Origin of the sequence: Shewanella colwelliana, from assembly GCF_001735525.1 — a bacterium.
GTDB lineage: Bacteria > Pseudomonadota > Gammaproteobacteria > Enterobacterales > Shewanellaceae > Shewanella > Shewanella colwelliana.
This window is the reverse complement of sequence record NZ_MCBT01000046.1, coordinates 173,467-190,273: the sequence shown is the minus strand read 5'-3', so window position 1 is coordinate 190,273 and position 16,807 is coordinate 173,467. Positions and strand designations below refer to the sequence as shown.

Below are 16,807 nucleotides of genomic sequence, written 5' to 3'. Positions count from 1 at the left end.
CGTTTTTTTTTAGTCACTAAGGCCCACAGCCTGATCACTCGTAACCAAATGGGTTATCGATTGAGTGAGCGGGCGCGGTAAACCAAACGGGGCCGTTTTCGGTCATATAGAAGTGATCTTCATGACGCACGCCAAACTCTCCCGGTACACACAACATAGGCTCATTACTAAAACACATGCCAGGTGCCAGTGGCGTCTTATCGTTAAGCACCAAATAGGGCCATTCGTGGATATCTAAACCAATACCGTGACCTGTGCGATGAGGTAAACCCGGAACATCGTATCCTGGACCAAAGCCAGCCGCCTCTAGCACATCGCGCGCCGCTCTATCGACACTGGCACAGGTAGCACCTACTTTTGCCGCTTCAAATGCCGCAATTTGGGCGTCTTGCTCTAGTTGCCACAACTGACGCTGACGCTCACTTGGACGACCAAAGACATAAGTACGGGTAATGTCTGAGTTATACCCATGAAGCTGACAGCCGGTATCAATCAACACGGTATCATTGAGCTCTAACGCCTTAGGCGACTTCACACCATGAGGGTAAGCACTGTCTTCACCAAATAGCACAATACAGAAATAGGACCCAGCAGGAATCCCCACCGCTTTGTGCGCCTGATTAATAAAGTCTTCCACTTCAGCAACCGAGATCCCAACGTGTAGAATGCGCGCCGCCGCTTTGTGCACCTCAAGGGTCATATCTTTAGCCCGCTGCAGCAGACTCAACTCAGTTGCCGACTTAATCATACGGCACTCAGCGGTCACGCTTTTTGCATTCACATATTCAAAACTTGGCGCGGCTTGACGTACGCCATCAAAAATAAAGAAAGCTGCTGATTCATCGATGCCCACTTTACCGTTGTCGATGCCCATGTTGCTAAGCACTTGACCAAACAACTGGTAAGGGCTCTCATCTTCATGCCAAGTATTGACCTTGCCATCAATCACCATAAAACCTTTAAGGGTGTCGACTTCAAAGGCAGGCGCAATATATTCCACGGCACCGTTTGCAGGAATAATGGCGCCAACCATACGTTCACTGGCATACCAGCGTGTGCCAGTAAAGTAATAGAGATTAGTGCCTGCATTAATGTAAATAGCCGCTAACCCTTGATCACGCATAAGCTGCTGCGCTTTTTCGACACGGGCAGAAAACTCATCTTTATTGATGCCGACAACGCCCTCAGTCATATCGCTAAGCTTTGCTAGCTCTTGTGCTGGCGTTGAGCCACCAATACCAAATGCACCACTGCTCATCTCTGTCATAACACACCTTTATAATTTGCGCAGCAAAGGCCAACAGTAGGCCACATTGCCGCGGGAGTTCAAGATTGTAGCCAGACTTTTTAGCATAAAATATACAAAAAATCAGTATAAACTTATCGGAAATTTTCTAATGAGGTAGCTGAACTCGGCTAAAAGCAGATGCGATACAAACAGGGGGTTATACCTATCAGTATAAGAAAGTGATCGACTCAGCAAGTTCTATCCCTGAGTGACCACACCTTTATACTGATTGGTATCAGTACTGAGACGAGAAAAACAGCGAAAGGGGCAAATCACCCTCAATCATAGCAAGCAACGTCTACTGCCTTAGTAACACTTGTAGTCCACGACAAACTAAGGTTTCCATATCATCGACACGAGCAATTTTCACCTCTGTCATTGGTGCAGTTAGCGCGAGTTGTTTTAAGGTATCGATGCAGCCTTTGTGGTAGTCAGGATTATTTATCATCTGCCCCGCCAACCATATACGGTTAGGATTAAACAGATTAACGGCCCAAGCCAAGCCCATGCCCAAATAGCTGCCAGCACGGTATAGATCTTGCGGCGTCTTTAATCCTCTTAATCGAATCGACTCACCGCTAGCTAACTGCTCAACGCTATATTCGCCCGCTTCAGTCATCACGCGGCAATGGCCGAGTTCGCCAGCCATTCCAGCCGCGCCCGTAAACAGCTGTCCCTTAATCGCAATCGCCATGCCGATCCCCATGCCACTGGTTAACAGCAATTCACAATCATTTTTAACATCACAGATAGCCAGCATGCCCGCATCAATATCGTTATAAATACCCACCTTTGCGGCACGGCTAATAATCTTATCGATAGATAAACCATTGAGCTTTGGTGATATTTTACAAGACACCAGCTGATTACCTTTAACTAACCCAGGCACAGCAACACCAAGTGCGTAATCGCTAAGACCATAGTCTGATTCTAAATCAGCGATCTGCTGATTGAGGTCATCAACCGTAAAATGCTCACCCGTTGCAATCTTATACTGCTCTGTCCGCCCCTGCTGCACTATCTCAAATAGGGCTGTGGTACCGCCAATATCTATGGTTAATGATTGCATAACTTGCTCCGATGACAATCGTCCTTGCGCCGTGATAACTCGCAACTATTGAAACAAAAATATTACCACACAATAACAGTTATGATGCTATAAAAAGTCACACTAACACATTGCTTTGATTACATTTAAACCACAGATTCATGCGCGGTGGGTATGCATTGTTGCCAATCGTCCAGTTAGACGCCTCGTTTAACCGTTTTAGGCAGCGACATCCGCCCCCAAGCCATTAAACACAGCAACACAGCAATCAATGGTATACAGCTAAGTAGCATGACCTCCCACCCAAGTGCGTGCAGCACCCAACCCGCACTTAGCGAGGCCATCGCCTGCGCCCCAAAGACAAACGAGTCATTAAAAGACTGCACCTTAAAACGCTCTTGAGAACAATAATACTGCGGCAGCAAAACCGTACCTGCCACAAACAGGAAGTTCCAGCCAATCCCCAGTAACACCAAGGCTAGCCAATAATTAAGTAGCTCCCTGCCCATCAACGCAATAGCGATAGTGACACCATAAGCCAACAACCCCGCTAACATCATCTTGGATGGGCCATATTTAGCCGTTAAATAACCACTAAACAGTGATGGAAAATACATCGCAATAATATGGCTCTGAATCACCCATTTAGTGTCGGCAAGTGAGTGATGCTCCATATGATGCATATGCAGCGGCGTGGCTGTCATCACAAAGCTCATCATGGCATAACCCAAAGTCGCCGCACCAATTGCTACCCACAACATAGGTTGAGCTAAAATAAGGCCCATGCCTCGTCCATCACCTTGCGTTGTCGGATCAGAAGAAACCACGAGCCCATCCGCTTCTTGGTAGAAACTCAAGGTCACGGCGGCTAGCAAACAGACCAAGGTCAAAAACAGAAATGCCCCCACATAAGGGGTGGTGATCAACTCACTGCCCAATACCGCCAATTCTGGTCCGACAAATGCGGCCACCAAACCACCGACCAGCACTCTAGACGCTGCCTTTGCCCCATCGATTGCATCGACTGACTCCATCGCCGCAAAGCGATATTGCTGCACAATAGCGCCCGCGGCCCCTAGCATAAATCCACTGAAGCAAAACAAGATAAACCAATGAAAGTGAGTGGCGCAGGCGGCGACTAATCCTGAACAAGCCCCGAGAAATGCGCCAAAAATAAAAATCGGCTTTCGACCAAATCGACGCATAGCACGACTGACAGGGATCACTGACAGCGCCACCCCAATCACCATAGAGGCAATGGGCAGTGTCGCTAAGACTGGGCTTGGCGCAAGCTCTACACCTATCAAGCCACCGAGCAGCATCATCATCGGCGTCGCACTCATCGCAAAGGCTTGCGCAAGCGTTAATACCCAAACATTACTCGGCATCCCTTTTCTTAATCCCCGCTCCATCTGCTATCACGCCGCCTAATCAAATCGTGGTACCAAGATAAACTGATTCAATCTTCAAGGCTACAGATCCCTTGCCATGGCGCCTACCGACTGTGATATTCTATGCGCCTCTTTTGATAAAGCCCGATACCAAACCTTATTGGTAATAACAGGAGCCAGTATGACTACCTCAATCGCTAATCGCCTTGCCGCCGTGCGCGCAGAGATGCAAACCGCCAATCTAGACGCATTTATTGTTCCCCGTGCGGACGAATACTTAGGCGAGTATGTGCCAGCGCGTAACGAAAGACTGCATTGGCTTACCGATTTTACGGGCTCCGCTGGCATGGCGATTGTGTTAAAAACACGGGCCGCCATTTTTATCGATGGACGCTACACAGTCCAGGTACAGCAACAAGTCGACGGCGAGTTGTTTGAATATGAGAGCCTCACCGAGACACCGCAAATTGAGTGGTTGATTGACCAGCTCGGTGCCAATACCCGTATCGGTTATGACCCTCGTTTGCACCCGTTCAGTTGGCACACAAAAGCTGCGCAACAGCTCGCGCGTGCCAACATAGAATTAGTTGCCGTGAGTGCTAATCCTATCGATCTGCACTGGGAGCAACGTCCGCCAGCATCAACAGCACAAATCACCCTCTTTAGTGAGCAGAGCGCCGGCGAATCCAGCCTTACAAAACGTCAGGCCATTGGAACCCGGATCAAAGCCGCCGGTGCAGATTGTGCGCTAATAACCGCGCTGGACTCCTGCTGCTGGCTACTGAATATTCGCGGCAGTGATGTCCCCCGACTACCCGTTGTGCTCGGTGCTGCATTGCTGCATGCCAACGGCGATATGGTGCTGTTTACCGATTTAGCTAAGATACCTGATGGCTTCGACGCCCATGTCGGCAGCGGCGTGACGGTCCGCTCCGAGGCGTCGCTTGCCGTCATATTAAGCGAACTAGAGGGCGTCAAACTACTCGCCGATCCCAACGCCTCAAACGCGTGGTTGCAACTCACCGCACAATCTCATGGTGCTCATCTGATCACAGGCCAAGACCCTGTCGCGCTGCCAAAAGCTCAGAAGAATAGCCATGAGCTAGCGGGAATGATGGCTTGTCATATTCGCGACGGTGTTGCCGTAAGCCGCTTCCTCGCATGGTTAGACAAAGAGGTTGCCGCTGGACGCCTTTATGATGAAGGCGCACTCGCTGACAAGTTAGAGAGCTTCCGCTTAGCCGACCCTATCTATAAAGAGCCCAGCTTTGACACCATCTCTGCCGCGGGCGCCAATGCGGCAATGTGTCACTACAACCACAATAATGGCACTCCAGCAATGATGCAGATGGACAGCATCTACTTAGTTGACTCCGGTGCGCAGTATTTAGATGGCACCACAGATGTCACCCGTACCATCGCCATCGGCAAGGTCACCGACGAGCAGCGAAAAATGGTCACCTTGGTGTTAAAAGGCCATATTGCACTCGATCAAGCCCGCTTCCCTAAAGGCACAACAGGCCAGCAACTCGATGGGTTTGCCCGTCAATACCTGTGGCAACATGGCTTTGATTATGATCATGGCACCGGACATGGGGTCGGCCACTTCCTTAGTGTGCATGAGGGCCCGCAACGCATCGCTAAAAACAGTAACGATGTCCCGCTACTACCTGGAATGGTGGTATCCAATGAGCCGGGTTACTACCGTGCTAACGAGTTTGGCATCAGAATTGAAAACTTAGTCGCAGTGCAGCATTGCCAGGCCTTGGCGGGCGCAGAGCGAGAAATCTATGAGTTTCATGCCTTAACGCTTATTCCAATCGATTCGCGCCTCATCGACAAATCACTGTTGACTACAGCAGAGGTTGATTGGCTAAACGCATACCACCAGCGGGTACAGCAAACCTTGTCACCGCTGATGCAGGGAGAGGAGCTAGCGTGGTTGAACAAGGCCACCTTGGCCATTTAAGCCCACCCACCTAAAAATGGCGCCTTCGTGGCGCCATTTTTATTGCACTAAGATAATTTAGCATAGGTGCGATCGCCGCCGATCCTTTAGGATCAAACTCACTCTAATGAATGGGCATTAATGCGAAAGTGCAGGTTTTAAGCAAAAATGTTTGCTATACTCCGCGGCCGCCATTTAGGCTGTAGTAGCTTGTGTTACGGATCGGGTTCCGTTGCGGCTAAGCGACATTAAGCGTTATTTTTGTAATAGGTAAATAGGATATCCCAATGAGATTTGAATCTTTTAGTTTTGCTCCCGAGATTTTGCGCGCCATCTCTGATTGCGGTTATCAAAAAATGACGCCTATTCAGCAGCAGTCGATTCCAGCTATCCGTCGTGGCCAAGATATCCTTGCTAGCGCGCAAACGGGAACGGGTAAAACCGCCGCATTCGCACTACCTATTTTACAAAAAATGGTCGACAACCCAGTTGAAACCCAACGCTCTAACGCCCGTGCACTTATCCTGGCTCCTACGCGTGAGTTAGCCGCGCAGGTTGCTGACAATATCCAAGAGTACAGCCGCTATCTGCCTATTTCAGTGCTAACTATCTATGGGGGTGTCAAGATGGACACTCAAGCACAGAAACTAAAAAAGGGCGCCGACATCATAGTGGCGACACCTGGTCGCCTGTTAGAGCATCTAACCGCCTGTAACCTCAACCTGTCTAACGTCGACTTTTTAGTGCTCGATGAAGCAGACCGTATGCTAGACATGGGTTTCATCGCTGATATTCAAAAAATTCTGCAAGCCGTTAATAGCAAGCGTCAAAATATGCTGTTTTCTGCGACCTTCTCATCGTCGGTCAAACAGCTTGCCAATGAGATGCTGGTTAAACCTAAGCTGATCAGCGTTGACGGCCAAAACACCACGGCAGTCACCGTGAGCCAAGTGGTTTATCCGGTTGAGCAACGTCGTAAGCGTGAACTCTTATCTGAGCTAATCGGTAAGAAAAACTGGAAACAAGTATTGGTGTTTACCGCCACCCGAGAAGCAGCCGATACGCTCGTTAAAGAGCTCAATCTCGACGGTATTCCGTCAGCCGTAGTGCACAGTGAAAAAGCCCAAGGCAATCGTCGCCGCGCCCTACGTGAGTTTAAAGAGGGTAAGGTACGCGCACTGGTTGCAACCGAAGTCGCTGCACGTGGTCTTGATATTCCTGAGCTTGAATATGTGGTCAACTATGACCTACCTTTCCTTGCCGAAGATTATGTGCACCGTATTGGCCGTACCGGTCGTGCTGGGCGTAGCGGTGTCGCCATCTCTTTAGTCAGTCGTGAAGAGGAGCGCACCTTAGCCGATATCGAAAAACTGATCGGCAATAAACTACGTCGCATCACCATTGCTGGCTACGAAGTGGGCAGCCGTGAGCTATTGATCAAGCAACTGCAGAAGCGTCGCAGTTTTGCTAAGAAGCAGCAGCGCAGTGATAATGTAGGCGCTCAAGTGGTCGCAGAGAAGAACATGACGGGTCGCCGGGTTAAAGTGAAAAACTCATCTAACGCGAAAATAAAGAAGCAAAAATAATCGACGTACGGTCATAGAATTATTTAACAATCAAATAAGGCACTTAACTGTGCCTTTTTTATGCATAACGATTATTTATTTGTCGCTGTGAAAGTAACCAAGGCGTCAGCGGGTCTGTTCTTTTTCAAGAACAATCGATCTCAATAAATAGGAATAATCAATGAAATCCCTTGTCGCTGCCCTCATGCTGCTATTGGCCCTGCCCGCCCTTGCCAAGCCACTCGCCCTGGATGAACTCTCAGTTGCGCCATTAATGAACGGGCAAACGATCCCCCCGGCATTAGTCAAAACGTTAGCGGGCAAAGTTGTCGACTTGAACACCTTTCTCGCCGGCAAACCCAGCGTCATATTCTTTTACCGCGGTGGCTGGTGCCCGTTCTGTAATAGCCAAATGGGGCAGCTCAAAGCGATAGAACCTAAGCTGATTGAGATGGGGTTTCAGTTAATTGGTATCTCACCGGATAGCCCTGAAAAACTCAACGCCTCAATGCTCAGTCAATCCTTGCCCTACACCTTGCTCTCCGACACCGAGCTACAAGCGATGCAAGCGTTTGGTTTAGGTTACTACAGCAGTGCCCGCATCACTGAGCGCTACATGAGTAAAATGAAACTGGATAACTTACTGCGTCCCACACCAGATGGCGATATGCGCTTGGTATTACCTGTGCCAGCCATCTATATCACCGATGCCTCAGGGCTGATCCATTTTCAATATGTAAACCCTAACTACAAGGTGCGCGCCGCGCCAAAACTTATCTTAACGGCCGCCAGTTTAGTGCCGCAACCCTAGGGTTTCTTAGCGCATTTAGGATATACTCTCCGGGCAAATCGCCACCTATTCTGCTCGGAGAAACCATGACAGAGCAAACCTATAACCAAGCCATTTTGGCCCTAGCACAGGCTGGACTCGCTGCCCTTGCGCAAAGAGAAAGCAGCAGTAATGCCATTAATACCCCAGCAGCCGAAAGCCACTTCCTATGCAGCTGGATGGTGCAAGCGCTAAAAGAGCGTCGTTTCTCTAAGCTCGTCGCCGAGGACCTTAACAACTGGATCCGCGATGGACGCAGCATGGGGGCGGGAGCACAACTGCCTAACCTACTCTCCCGTATTGAGCAGCAATATCTAGCCGCTATCGATAATAGTGATATCGGGGCCTCACTGCAGGCCATGCTCGATAGTCTCGATGAGGAGCAGTGGTTAGTGATTGTCGATTGCGAAGTCACCACTAAGCTGAAACTCGATAGCGATGGCCGCAACAGCTTAATCATCTCTGTTGAACAATATGAGCAGCACATCAGCCAAGGACAACTACTTAAACCCGTCACCCTCTATGTGCGCGGTGACGAGCAACTGCTGGCACAACTGGCGGCAGAGCATCAGTTGCTACTGAGCCCAGGAAATAAGAAAGCTAGCCTTATCAAGCATCATAAGGCTTACAAACTCTATCCCAATAATCAACAACCTAGCCTAGCGCTATTGGTTGCCTAAATCATTTCAACTTAACATAGAGCAGCGGCCCGCCATGACGACACCTAAGCACTACCAAGCGCTAAGCCAAGAGTTTCAGCGTATTTATCACTTTCAGCACCTGCAAGCGTTGGGAGATTGGGACCAAGCGACCATGATGCCCATGGGTGGCAGTCATGGACGTGCCGAAGCGATGGCAGAGCTGGCCGTGCATATTCATCAGCTGAAAACCGCGCCACTGCTGCTTGAGTTGTTAGACTGTGCTGACAGTGAGCCGCTCAGCCCGTCCCAGCGCGCTAACTTGACTGAGATGCGCTATCAAACGTTACAAGCCAACGCCCTGCCCAGCGCCTTGGTACAGGCGAAAACTCAACTCACCTACCAGTGCGAACATGCTTGGCGCGACCAACGTAAAAATAATGACTGGCAAGGCTTTGCGCCCAACCTGACTGCGGTTATCGACTTAGTCAGAGAAGAGGCACAGATTTTAGGCGAGGCGCAAGGGCTGTCCCCTTATGATGCACTGTTAAACAAGTTTGAGCCCGGCACCCAAGCTTGCCAAATTGAGCAGGTATTTAATGAGGTCAAAACTTGGCTGCCAGATCTCATCAAGCAGGTGCAGCAACACCAAGCTAGCCGACCTCACCTTACCATCCCTGCCAGCTCGGTTGATAAGCAACAAGCACTGAGTCTAGACGTCATGTCTCTGCTCGGCTTTGACTTTAATCAAGGCAGGCTCGATGTCAGCAGCCACCCTTTCTCTGGCGGCGTGCCTGGCGATCAGCGCATCACCACCCGCTATGAGGAGCAAGACTTTCTCAGCGCACTCTTTAGCACTATCCACGAAACGGGTCATGCCCGTTATGAGCAAGGCTTACCGCTCGAGTGGCGCGGCCAACCAGCAGGTCAAGCGCGTTCAATGGCGATACATGAAAGCCAAAGCCTGTTCTTTGAAATGCAACTGGCAAGAGGTAAAGGCCTGCTGTCGCCACTCACCGCCAAGGTCAATCAACACCTAGGGACTCAGTTTACTGCAACCCAACTTGAGCACCTCACCACACAAGTCACGCCCGGTTTAATCCGCGTTGACGCCGATGAGGTCACCTACCCGTGCCATATTATGCTGCGTTTTGATGCTGAAAAAGCCCTGATCGATGGCAGTTTATCTGTCGCCGACCTGCCAGATTTTTGGGACAACGCCATGCAATCTCTACTGGGATTATCCACTAAAGATAACGACCGCAACGGCTGTATGCAGGATATTCACTGGCCCGTGGGTGAATTAGGTTATTTCCCCAGCTATACCTTGGGCGCCATGTATGCTGCACAGCTCAGAGGTGCCATTGAAGCGCAACTAGGCAATATCGACCAACTTGTGAGTGACGGTAAACTTAATCGCGTTTTTGAGTGGTTACAACACAATATCTGGAGCAAAGGCTCACTATTGACCACCAATGAACTCATTACTGCCGCAACGGGCGAATCTCTCAATCCGCAGCACTTTAAGCGTCACCTCTTCAATCGTTATTTATAGCCCTAAACCACAAACAAAAAAGCACCCGAATGGGTGCTTTTTTCAATGATTGACGCGAAGTAGCTTGACCTTAGGCGTCAGCCTCACTGGTGCCCTGACCATTGAGCCCTTTGGTCGCCGCCTTAGCTACATCACTCACAGCAAAGTTACCGTCAGCCAACAGATGATTACCGCTTAACAGATCGTTTAAACCGCCTTTTTCTGCATCCACTAAGCCAAGCTCTTTAAGCATGGCATCCACCAATGGTGCGTTGGCTCGATAGTTAAGCGCTGCGCTCGTTACCTGCTCGGCCATGCCACCTTGAGCAGTCGTTCCTTCACCTGTCGCTAAGGTGTTACCGCCAGTGCCATATCCTTGAAGAATCTTAATGCCTTCGATATTTTCAAGCGGCTTAACCGATTGCTCAATAATCTGCGGCAGTGCTTTAAGCATGGCTAAGGCTTTTTGTAGCTCTATCTGCTCTATGCTCAATACGTTTTCCGCCTCATGTAAGGCTTGCTTACCTTTAGCATCTACTTCATAGACTTTCTCATTAGCCTGCGCCTGCAATATTTTGGCATCGGCACTGGCTTTGGCTTCGGTTAAAATGGCGCTGGCTCTATCTTCAGCCGCACGCTTCTCCGCTTCCGCTTCAACTGTCACGCCCACAGCATCACGTTCTGCCTCTTTACGCGCATCGATCACTTCAATCTCTTTACGACGATTCGCTTCGGCCACTTGACGAGCCGTGATAACCGCTTCTTCTTTTTCAACTTTAAGCTTTTCGGCTCCGGCAGCTTTAGCGCGCGCGGCCGACTCCTCTTCTGACTTCTCTGCGACCGCAATTTGCTTCTCTTGCTCTGAGACCTCAATGTCTCGTTGCTGCTGAATACGTGATTGCTCAATGGCTTTACGCTTCTCAATTTCGCGGGTTTCGATATCTTTGGTTTTTTCAATTTCGGCGGTTTCAACCGCACGTTCCCGCGCAATTTCAGCTTCGCGTTCTTCGCGTGTCTTCTGTTCTTGCTGTTTGAGGATCTCGGCTTTTTGCTCGGCACGTTTGAAATCAAGCACCTGTTGCTGAGCCAAGCGAGCTTCTTGTTCTGCTTTCTCGATCTCTAGCGACTCTTTTTCCGCCTCAAGATTACGTTGCTCAATCTTAATCCGGTTGTCTTGCTCTATGTCGTTAGTTTCTTTACGTTTCTCTTCGATAATTTTAGCTAGGCGGGCGCGGCCCTCAGCATCAAAAGCGTTATTTTCATTGAAAAACTGCAGGTCTGTTTGGTCAAAACCGGTCAAGGAGACAGACTCGAGTTCTAAACCATTCTTTTCTAAATCATTAGCGACGTTATTTTGCACTCGCTGCACAAAGTCAGAGCGCTGTTCATGCATCTCTGTCATGGTCATCTCAGCAGCCACGGCACGTAACACGTCGACAAACTTAGATTCCATCAGCTTTTTCACCTCTTCGACGCGCGTGGTTCGCGTACCTAAGGTTTGGGCCGCCATCGAGATCCCTTCGATACTCGGTGCCACACGCAAATAGAAATCGGCACGCACATCGACACGCATACGATCTTTGGTGATCAAAGCATCCTTTTGCATCTTCTCAACTTCAATACGCAAAGTATTCATGTTGACGGCAATCGTTTCATGCAACACAGGCAAGACGATTGCGCCACCATCTTTGATGATCTTCTCGCCACCAAAGCCGGTTCTAACAAAGGCAGTTTCTTTCGAGGCTCGGCGATAGAGTTTGGCAAAAATCAAACCGATCACCAACAAACCAAGCAGCACGGCCCCTGCAATAATGAAGACAAAACCGCCACTTAGCGATGAACCTATTCCTTGAATTTCATCCATAATTGTTCCTTAAAAAAGCTATTATTGTTAAATCAAAAATGACGCTACTCACCACTGAGATAGCGTCTACTGCATCTATTGGTTACTGAGTCAGTTGGTTACTGAGTCAGTTGGTTACTGAGTCAGTTGTGCTGCGGACCAGACTTTGCCGATACGATTAAGCAGCACCACTTGCGTCCCTTTAGGGAATGTCTCGTTGGCCCCTTCTGGTTCCACAAGTACATAGTGTTTTTGCTGATAGCTATCGATAATCACCGCCTCACTGGGGAGTCCTTGGCGCGCACAACCTAAGGTGATCACGCCAACGGAGCCTATGAGCGCATCCACTGACACCGCTGACGATTCATTTTTGGGAAGTAATTTGGCAAGACCGTGGCCCAGAGTGCGGCAAGAGATAGCCGATAATAGTAGTGCCAACGCCACACTTATTAGCATAGGTAACGTCATGCCTAGCACTAAACCAATATAATTGACGCTTAGACCCGCCACTGCAAAGCTGGTTAAGAGTAATACTAGCCAGATGAGTAACGGCAAGCGGTCTAAACATAGCCAGCCCACCACGCCAGTGACCCCAGAAGCAGAATCTAGGTCTGCGTCATAATCGATAGGGGATAGGTCATCGAGTAAGCCTAATAAACTCAGGCCAATCAGCATCGATAGTGCTTCTACCGCGCCCAGTAACGCCACAAAGGCGATGGCAACCGTAAAAGGCACATTAGTAGAAAGGAGTAAAAAATCCATCGTATCTCTCTCCATGAGAAGTCGATATAGCCAAAAAATTCACCGTTCGGTGGCAGGATTTGGCCCAATAGGCTGCAGAATAACAGACTGAATATCATAGTTAAACTATATTAGTTCACAATCAAAGTTGGCCGCATATTTGATTCGCCCAAGCCGCTATGAGAGTATCCCTAACAGCGCTCACCTCACTAACCACAGCGAAACCCAAGAAGATGATAATTCGTTCCATACAAGACAATGATTGGCGGGCAATATTGGCCATTCAAGATGAATGCTATCCCACTATTGAACCAGAATCTCTTGCGGTACTGAAAAGTAAAGCTGAGCTGTCGCCGCAATCATGCTTTGTCATCGTCGACGATAACACTGTCCTTGGTTATTGTTTGGCACACCCTTGGCTATTGGGCCGCCCACCCGCGTTAGCACAACAGCTGACACCGCCCACCAATGCCGATACCCTCTATCTGCACGATATTGCACTGTCGTCGGCATCGCGGGGAAAAGGCGCTGGCGAGCAAGTCTTTAGCCAACTGCTTATCCAAGCCAAACTGATGCAGTTTACCAGCCTCTCTTTGGTTGCCGTGCAAGGCGCAAGCAGTTATTGGCAACGTCTTGGGTTTAAATCGCGTATAATCGACAAATCCCTCGATAGTTATACTCATGATGCCTGTTACATGGTGTACCAGATTACCGAGTAAACTAGAATTTAGTCATTCATTATTAAACAGTTAAGAGATAAATATGGCCCGTAGAGTCGGTTATACCTTTAAAAAGCAGTACAAAGAGATCAACTTTGTCTATGACAAATACAACGATATGTATGAAGCCGTAGCGGCCGCGGAGGGGGTAGACTTAACCCGCTATCATGCAATGGAAGCACAGGTTGCCATGACCTCAAAGGGCTCTCAAGCCGTTAAAGATTATCGCCTCAAAGAGTTTGAGCGTTTCGGTTTTACCAAGATTCATTTTATTAGAGATGAAACCCCAGAGTAACTTGGCTAAAATAGCGCGTTAATCGCCCTCCCTTAACCACATGATTTAGGAACCTCCATGTCCAACTTTGAACATGCTAACTTCCCTAGAGCAGGCTTTTTTCGCCGTTTTGGCGCCATCGTCTACGACCTACTGTTAGCGGTAGCCGTTTACATGATAGCGGGTGCCATCGGCTTTGGTATTTTCACTGCACTCACCTCAACAGGCATGATTGCGATGCACGGACATGAACACGTCTCCGATCTGCTTAACGGCGTTGCCCTATATAAAGGGATCTACCAGTTTTGGATTGCGGCCTGTGTTGGACTCTTCTACGTGATGTTTTGGAGTTATGGTGGACAGACCCTTGGTATGCGCGCATGGCGTTTGAAAATTCAACACCCTAATGGCCAAAGCTTAAGCATCATTACCGCAGCCGCGCGCCTTGTTTGGTCATTGCTAGGTATCGGTAATCTGTGGATATTAATCAATGGCGATAAACTGGCACTGCAAGATATGATGACCCGCTCAGAAGTGGTGGTGTTGTCTAAAGAAGCCAACCAGATGCGTAATTGGCGCGGCGTATAATTCGCCTCCAATACTGGCAAACACCAACAAAAAAGGACCATTGAATGGTCCTTTTTTAATTCTAGATTCTAGATTCTAGGTGCTAGGTGCTAGCAACCTGTTTAGATGCCCTAAAGCCTCACACCTATCAGCTCACCCTCTACTTACGTATGTAGTATATCGCCGCACCGCTGAAGATAATGGGGGGCATGATGGCTCCAAACACGGCCGGTAGCCCATACACCAAGGTCATAGGACCGAAGATCTCGTTGCAGATATAGAAACTGAAGCCCGCAACAACGCCCAGTAATACCCGAGCGCCCATGGTGACAGTTCGCAGCGGGCCAAACACAAATGACAAGGCCACTAACATCATAACTGCCACTGTCACGGGCTGCATAATCTTACGCCACAGCGCAAGCTCATAACGACCAGAATCTTGATTGTTCACCTTAAGGTACTCTAAGTAGTCAACCAAGCCCTCAATCGACAAGGCTTCGGGCTTAACCGACACCACACTGAGCTTATCTGGCGTTAACGTTGACTCCCAGCGGAACAGAGTTAAATCCGTCAATGTCACCCGCTGCGCTTCAATCTTGGTCTGTCTAACATCGAGTAAGCGCCAATGATCTTTGGCATAGACACCACGTTTTGCTTCAACAGTCCCGATTAACTTTAAATCAGCGTCAAACTCATACAGGGTGACATTATTGAGGCTATTGATATCCACCACTTCGCCAATATTGACAAACAGATCGCCATCTTTAGCCCAAATACCACGGCTTGACTTAAACAGACTACCACCAGACAGTTTCACCGCTTGTAACTCTTTGGCATGACGTTCGGCAACTGGAGCGCCCCACTCGCCTAACGCCATGACGATTAACATCAAGGGCACAGCGGTTTTCATGGCAGACAGAGTAATTTGCAAGCGAGATAAACCGGACGACTGCATCACCACCAGTTCAGAATTAGAGGCCAACATGCCCATACCAATCAAGGCACCTAGCAGCACAGCCATGGGGAAAAACATCTCAATATCACGCGGAATAAGAAACAGCACATAGATCCCCGCATCCACCATACTATAGGTGCCGCGGCCAACTAAGCGTAGTTGATCCACCCATTTGATGATGCCCGACAATCCGGTCAGCACCAGTAAGCAAAGCGCTGAGGTGCTAACCAAAACTCTAGCAATATAGAAATCTAAAATTCTCATGCCGCTACCTTCTTACGCTTAAAAAAGCCGGTCAGTTTAGCGCCTGCGGGGCGCTCTTTACCGAGCAGCAGTATGCCTAAGAATAGAGCGGAGAGATGGATCCACCACATGCCTAAGTATGCGGGTATCACCTCATCTTCGAGGGCTTTACGCCCTGCAATCATCAAACCGAAATAACCTAGATAGAGTAAAATTGCTGGGAACATTTTAGCAAACTTACCTTGGCGCACATTGACTCTGGCCATCGGCACCGCAATCAAGGTCATGAAAGGTATTGCTAACGGGATAGCCAAACGCCAATGAAACTCTGCAACAGCCCCAGGGCCTTCCGTGTCCATCAGCTGCTCAATTGGCAGCGCGGACAATTTACGGCGACGCTCATCGACCTCCTGCTCTTTAATCTCCATCTGGTAGCCTGCAAACTCCACCACTTGATAGTCCAATTGATTAGGCGTGCTTTGGTACTGGGTTCCCTCGTTAAGTTGCAAACGCTGAGCACCGGTATCATCTTCAACCACACTGCCCCCTTTCGCCACAACGATGTTGGCCTGTCCGGCATCATCGTCAGGGTCTGGCAGCTGGGCCACAAACACTTTATCTAATTGATTGTCACGACCAATGCGCTCAACAAAGAGTACCGCACGTCCATTGGGGCTGGTTTGGAATCGACCTTGGGTTAATGCAGCGATCCCCGCCTCTGATTGTGCATTTTCAAGCACACGATTTTGCGTCTCCTCCGCCCAGGGAGTGACGTATATCGACAAGAAGCCAGTAAAGATCATGTTAGCGATCGCGATAAGCAGGGTGACGCGCGTGATATACCACTCGCTAACGCCCACGCCATGCAGCACCACCATCTCGCTTTCTGCATACATGCGGCCATGAGCCACCAAAATGCCGAGAAAAAGACTGAGCGGTACCACTAACACAGCCAGATAGGGCAAATTAAGCCCCAGCAGTGTCATCACAAGAGAAGCGGGAAACTCACCGTCTGATGCGTCAGCGAGCACACGAACAAAATGTTGGCTAATAAAAATAGCTAAAAGTACTAAAAGCACCGCCATTTGCGCTTTTAAAACTTCTCGAATCAAGTATCTAAATACAATCACAGGCAGGATCCAGTCCCTAAACTTATATTTATGCTGGTGTCAGCCTACTTTTCATGTAGACTGTCTACTTTTGGTAGTTTTGTGACCAGCCATT

General features: G+C 49.1%; 15 protein-coding genes. 8 read left to right on the top strand and 7 right to left on the bottom strand.

The window, feature by feature from the left end; genetic code table 11:
- Positions 1 to 34 precede the first annotated feature (34 nt).
- The 3 genes from BEL05_RS16325 to BEL05_RS16315 all read right to left on the bottom strand — a co-directional run bounded on the left by BEL05_RS16325 (position 35) and on the right by BEL05_RS16315 (position 3,724).
- Complete coding sequence (locus BEL05_RS16325; protein ID WP_394229543.1) at positions 35 to 1,267, bottom strand: M24 family metallopeptidase; 1,233 nt, start codon at positions 1,265 to 1,267, stop codon at positions 35 to 37.
- A gap of 319 nt (positions 1,268 to 1,586) precedes the next feature.
- Positions 1,587 to 2,357 (bottom strand): ROK family protein, encoded by a 771-nt coding sequence (locus tag BEL05_RS16320; protein WP_028762317.1) that lies wholly within the window; start codon positions 2,355 to 2,357, stop codon positions 1,587 to 1,589.
- A 176-nt stretch (positions 2,358 to 2,533) separates the two neighbouring features.
- Complete coding sequence (locus BEL05_RS16315) at positions 2,534 to 3,724, bottom strand: MFS transporter (protein WP_083250381.1); 1,191 nt, start codon at positions 3,722 to 3,724, stop codon at positions 2,534 to 2,536.
- A gap of 184 nt (positions 3,725 to 3,908) precedes the next feature.
- On the opposite strand from BEL05_RS16315, the gene BEL05_RS16310 reads away from it, so the two are divergent.
- The 5 genes from BEL05_RS16310 (at position 3,909) to BEL05_RS16290 (ending at position 10,262) form a co-directional block, all read left to right on the top strand.
- Positions 3,909 to 5,696 (top strand): aminopeptidase P family protein, encoded by a 1,788-nt coding sequence (locus tag BEL05_RS16310; protein ID WP_069671822.1) that lies wholly within the window; start codon positions 3,909 to 3,911, stop codon positions 5,694 to 5,696.
- A gap of 266 nt (positions 5,697 to 5,962) precedes the next feature.
- On the top strand, positions 5,963 to 7,261 hold the full coding sequence (locus tag BEL05_RS16305; protein WP_028762320.1) for a DEAD/DEAH box helicase: 1,299 nt from the start codon (positions 5,963 to 5,965) through the stop codon (positions 7,259 to 7,261).
- A 160-nt stretch (positions 7,262 to 7,421) separates the two neighbouring features.
- Positions 7,422 to 8,051, top strand: a complete 630-nt coding sequence (locus tag BEL05_RS16300; protein WP_069671821.1) for a peroxiredoxin-like family protein — start codon at positions 7,422 to 7,424, stop codon at positions 8,049 to 8,051.
- A gap of 65 nt (positions 8,052 to 8,116) precedes the next feature.
- On the top strand, positions 8,117 to 8,749 hold the full coding sequence (locus BEL05_RS16295) for a DUF2913 family protein (protein WP_069671820.1): 633 nt from the start codon (positions 8,117 to 8,119) through the stop codon (positions 8,747 to 8,749).
- 34 nt (positions 8,750 to 8,783) lie between these two features.
- On the top strand, positions 8,784 to 10,262 hold the full coding sequence (locus tag BEL05_RS16290) for a carboxypeptidase M32 (RefSeq protein WP_069671819.1): 1,479 nt from the start codon (positions 8,784 to 8,786) through the stop codon (positions 10,260 to 10,262).
- 70 nt (positions 10,263 to 10,332) lie between these two features.
- Here the strand turns inward: BEL05_RS16290 and BEL05_RS16285 are convergent, their stop codons facing one another.
- Positions 10,333 to 12,105 carry a flotillin family protein gene (locus tag BEL05_RS16285; protein WP_069671818.1) on the bottom strand — a complete coding sequence of 591 codons (1,773 nt, stop codon included), beginning with the start codon at positions 12,103 to 12,105 and terminating at the stop codon, positions 10,333 to 10,335.
- Between the two features lie 114 nt (positions 12,106 to 12,219).
- A complete protein-coding gene (locus tag BEL05_RS16280) occupies positions 12,220 to 12,846 on the bottom strand; it encodes an OB-fold-containig protein (protein ID WP_069671817.1) in 627 nt (208 codons plus the stop codon).
- Positions 12,847 to 13,058: 212 nt separating this feature from the next.
- Between BEL05_RS16280 and BEL05_RS16275 the strand changes: the two genes are divergently transcribed.
- From BEL05_RS16275 to BEL05_RS16265, 3 genes are read left to right on the top strand one after another with little or no spacing between them, the layout of a single operon-like run.
- On the top strand, positions 13,059 to 13,544 hold the full coding sequence (locus tag BEL05_RS16275; protein WP_069671816.1) for a GNAT family N-acetyltransferase: 486 nt from the start codon (positions 13,059 to 13,061) through the stop codon (positions 13,542 to 13,544).
- Between the two features lie 43 nt (positions 13,545 to 13,587).
- On the top strand, positions 13,588 to 13,839 hold the full coding sequence (locus tag BEL05_RS16270; protein ID WP_028762327.1) for a DUF2960 domain-containing protein: 252 nt from the start codon (positions 13,588 to 13,590) through the stop codon (positions 13,837 to 13,839).
- A 57-nt stretch (positions 13,840 to 13,896) separates the two neighbouring features.
- A complete protein-coding gene (locus BEL05_RS16265) occupies positions 13,897 to 14,406 on the top strand; it encodes an RDD family protein (RefSeq protein ID WP_069671815.1) in 510 nt (169 codons plus the stop codon).
- A gap of 139 nt (positions 14,407 to 14,545) precedes the next feature.
- Here the strand turns inward: BEL05_RS16265 and lptG are convergent, their stop codons facing one another.
- Together lptG and lptF are read right to left on the bottom strand one after the other, a co-directional pair.
- Complete coding sequence (gene lptG, locus BEL05_RS16260; RefSeq protein ID WP_028762329.1) at positions 14,546 to 15,604, bottom strand: LPS export ABC transporter permease LptG; 1,059 nt, start codon at positions 15,602 to 15,604, stop codon at positions 14,546 to 14,548.
- The gene (gene lptF, locus BEL05_RS16255) at positions 15,601 to 16,713 is read right to left on the bottom strand and encodes an LPS export ABC transporter permease LptF (protein WP_069671814.1); all 1,113 of its coding nucleotides are present in this window, start codon (positions 16,711 to 16,713) and stop codon (positions 15,601 to 15,603) included. The genes lptG and lptF overlap by 4 nt, the downstream gene beginning before the upstream one ends.
- Between the last annotated feature and the right edge of the window lie 94 nt (positions 16,714 to 16,807).

Bases quoted from the DNA above. Each gene is read 5' to 3' on its own strand.
- BEL05_RS16325 (WP_394229543.1), bottom strand. From the start codon at position 1,267: ATGACAGAGATGAGCAGTGGTGCATTTGGTATTGGTGGCTCAACGCCA.
- BEL05_RS16320 (WP_028762317.1), bottom strand. From the start codon at position 2,357: ATGCAATCATTAACCATAGATATTGGCGGTACCACAGCCCTATTTGAG.
- BEL05_RS16315 (WP_083250381.1), bottom strand. From the start codon at position 3,724: ATGCCGAGTAATGTTTGGGTATTAACGCTTGCGCAAGCCTTTGCGATG.
- BEL05_RS16310 (WP_069671822.1), top strand. From the start codon at position 3,909: ATGACTACCTCAATCGCTAATCGCCTTGCCGCCGTGCGCGCAGAGATG.
- BEL05_RS16305 (WP_028762320.1), top strand. From the start codon at position 5,963: ATGAGATTTGAATCTTTTAGTTTTGCTCCCGAGATTTTGCGCGCCATC.
- BEL05_RS16300 (WP_069671821.1), top strand. From the start codon at position 7,422: ATGAAATCCCTTGTCGCTGCCCTCATGCTGCTATTGGCCCTGCCCGCC.
- BEL05_RS16295 (WP_069671820.1), top strand. From the start codon at position 8,117: ATGACAGAGCAAACCTATAACCAAGCCATTTTGGCCCTAGCACAGGCT.
- BEL05_RS16290 (WP_069671819.1), top strand. From the start codon at position 8,784: ATGACGACACCTAAGCACTACCAAGCGCTAAGCCAAGAGTTTCAGCGT.
- BEL05_RS16285 (WP_069671818.1), bottom strand. From the start codon at position 12,105: ATGGATGAAATTCAAGGAATAGGTTCATCGCTAAGTGGCGGTTTTGTC.
- BEL05_RS16280 (WP_069671817.1), bottom strand. From the start codon at position 12,846: ATGGATTTTTTACTCCTTTCTACTAATGTGCCTTTTACGGTTGCCATC.
- BEL05_RS16275 (WP_069671816.1), top strand. From the start codon at position 13,059: ATGATAATTCGTTCCATACAAGACAATGATTGGCGGGCAATATTGGCC.
- BEL05_RS16270 (WP_028762327.1), top strand. From the start codon at position 13,588: ATGGCCCGTAGAGTCGGTTATACCTTTAAAAAGCAGTACAAAGAGATC.
- BEL05_RS16265 (WP_069671815.1), top strand. From the start codon at position 13,897: ATGTCCAACTTTGAACATGCTAACTTCCCTAGAGCAGGCTTTTTTCGC.
- lptG (WP_028762329.1), bottom strand. From the start codon at position 15,604: ATGAGAATTTTAGATTTCTATATTGCTAGAGTTTTGGTTAGCACCTCA.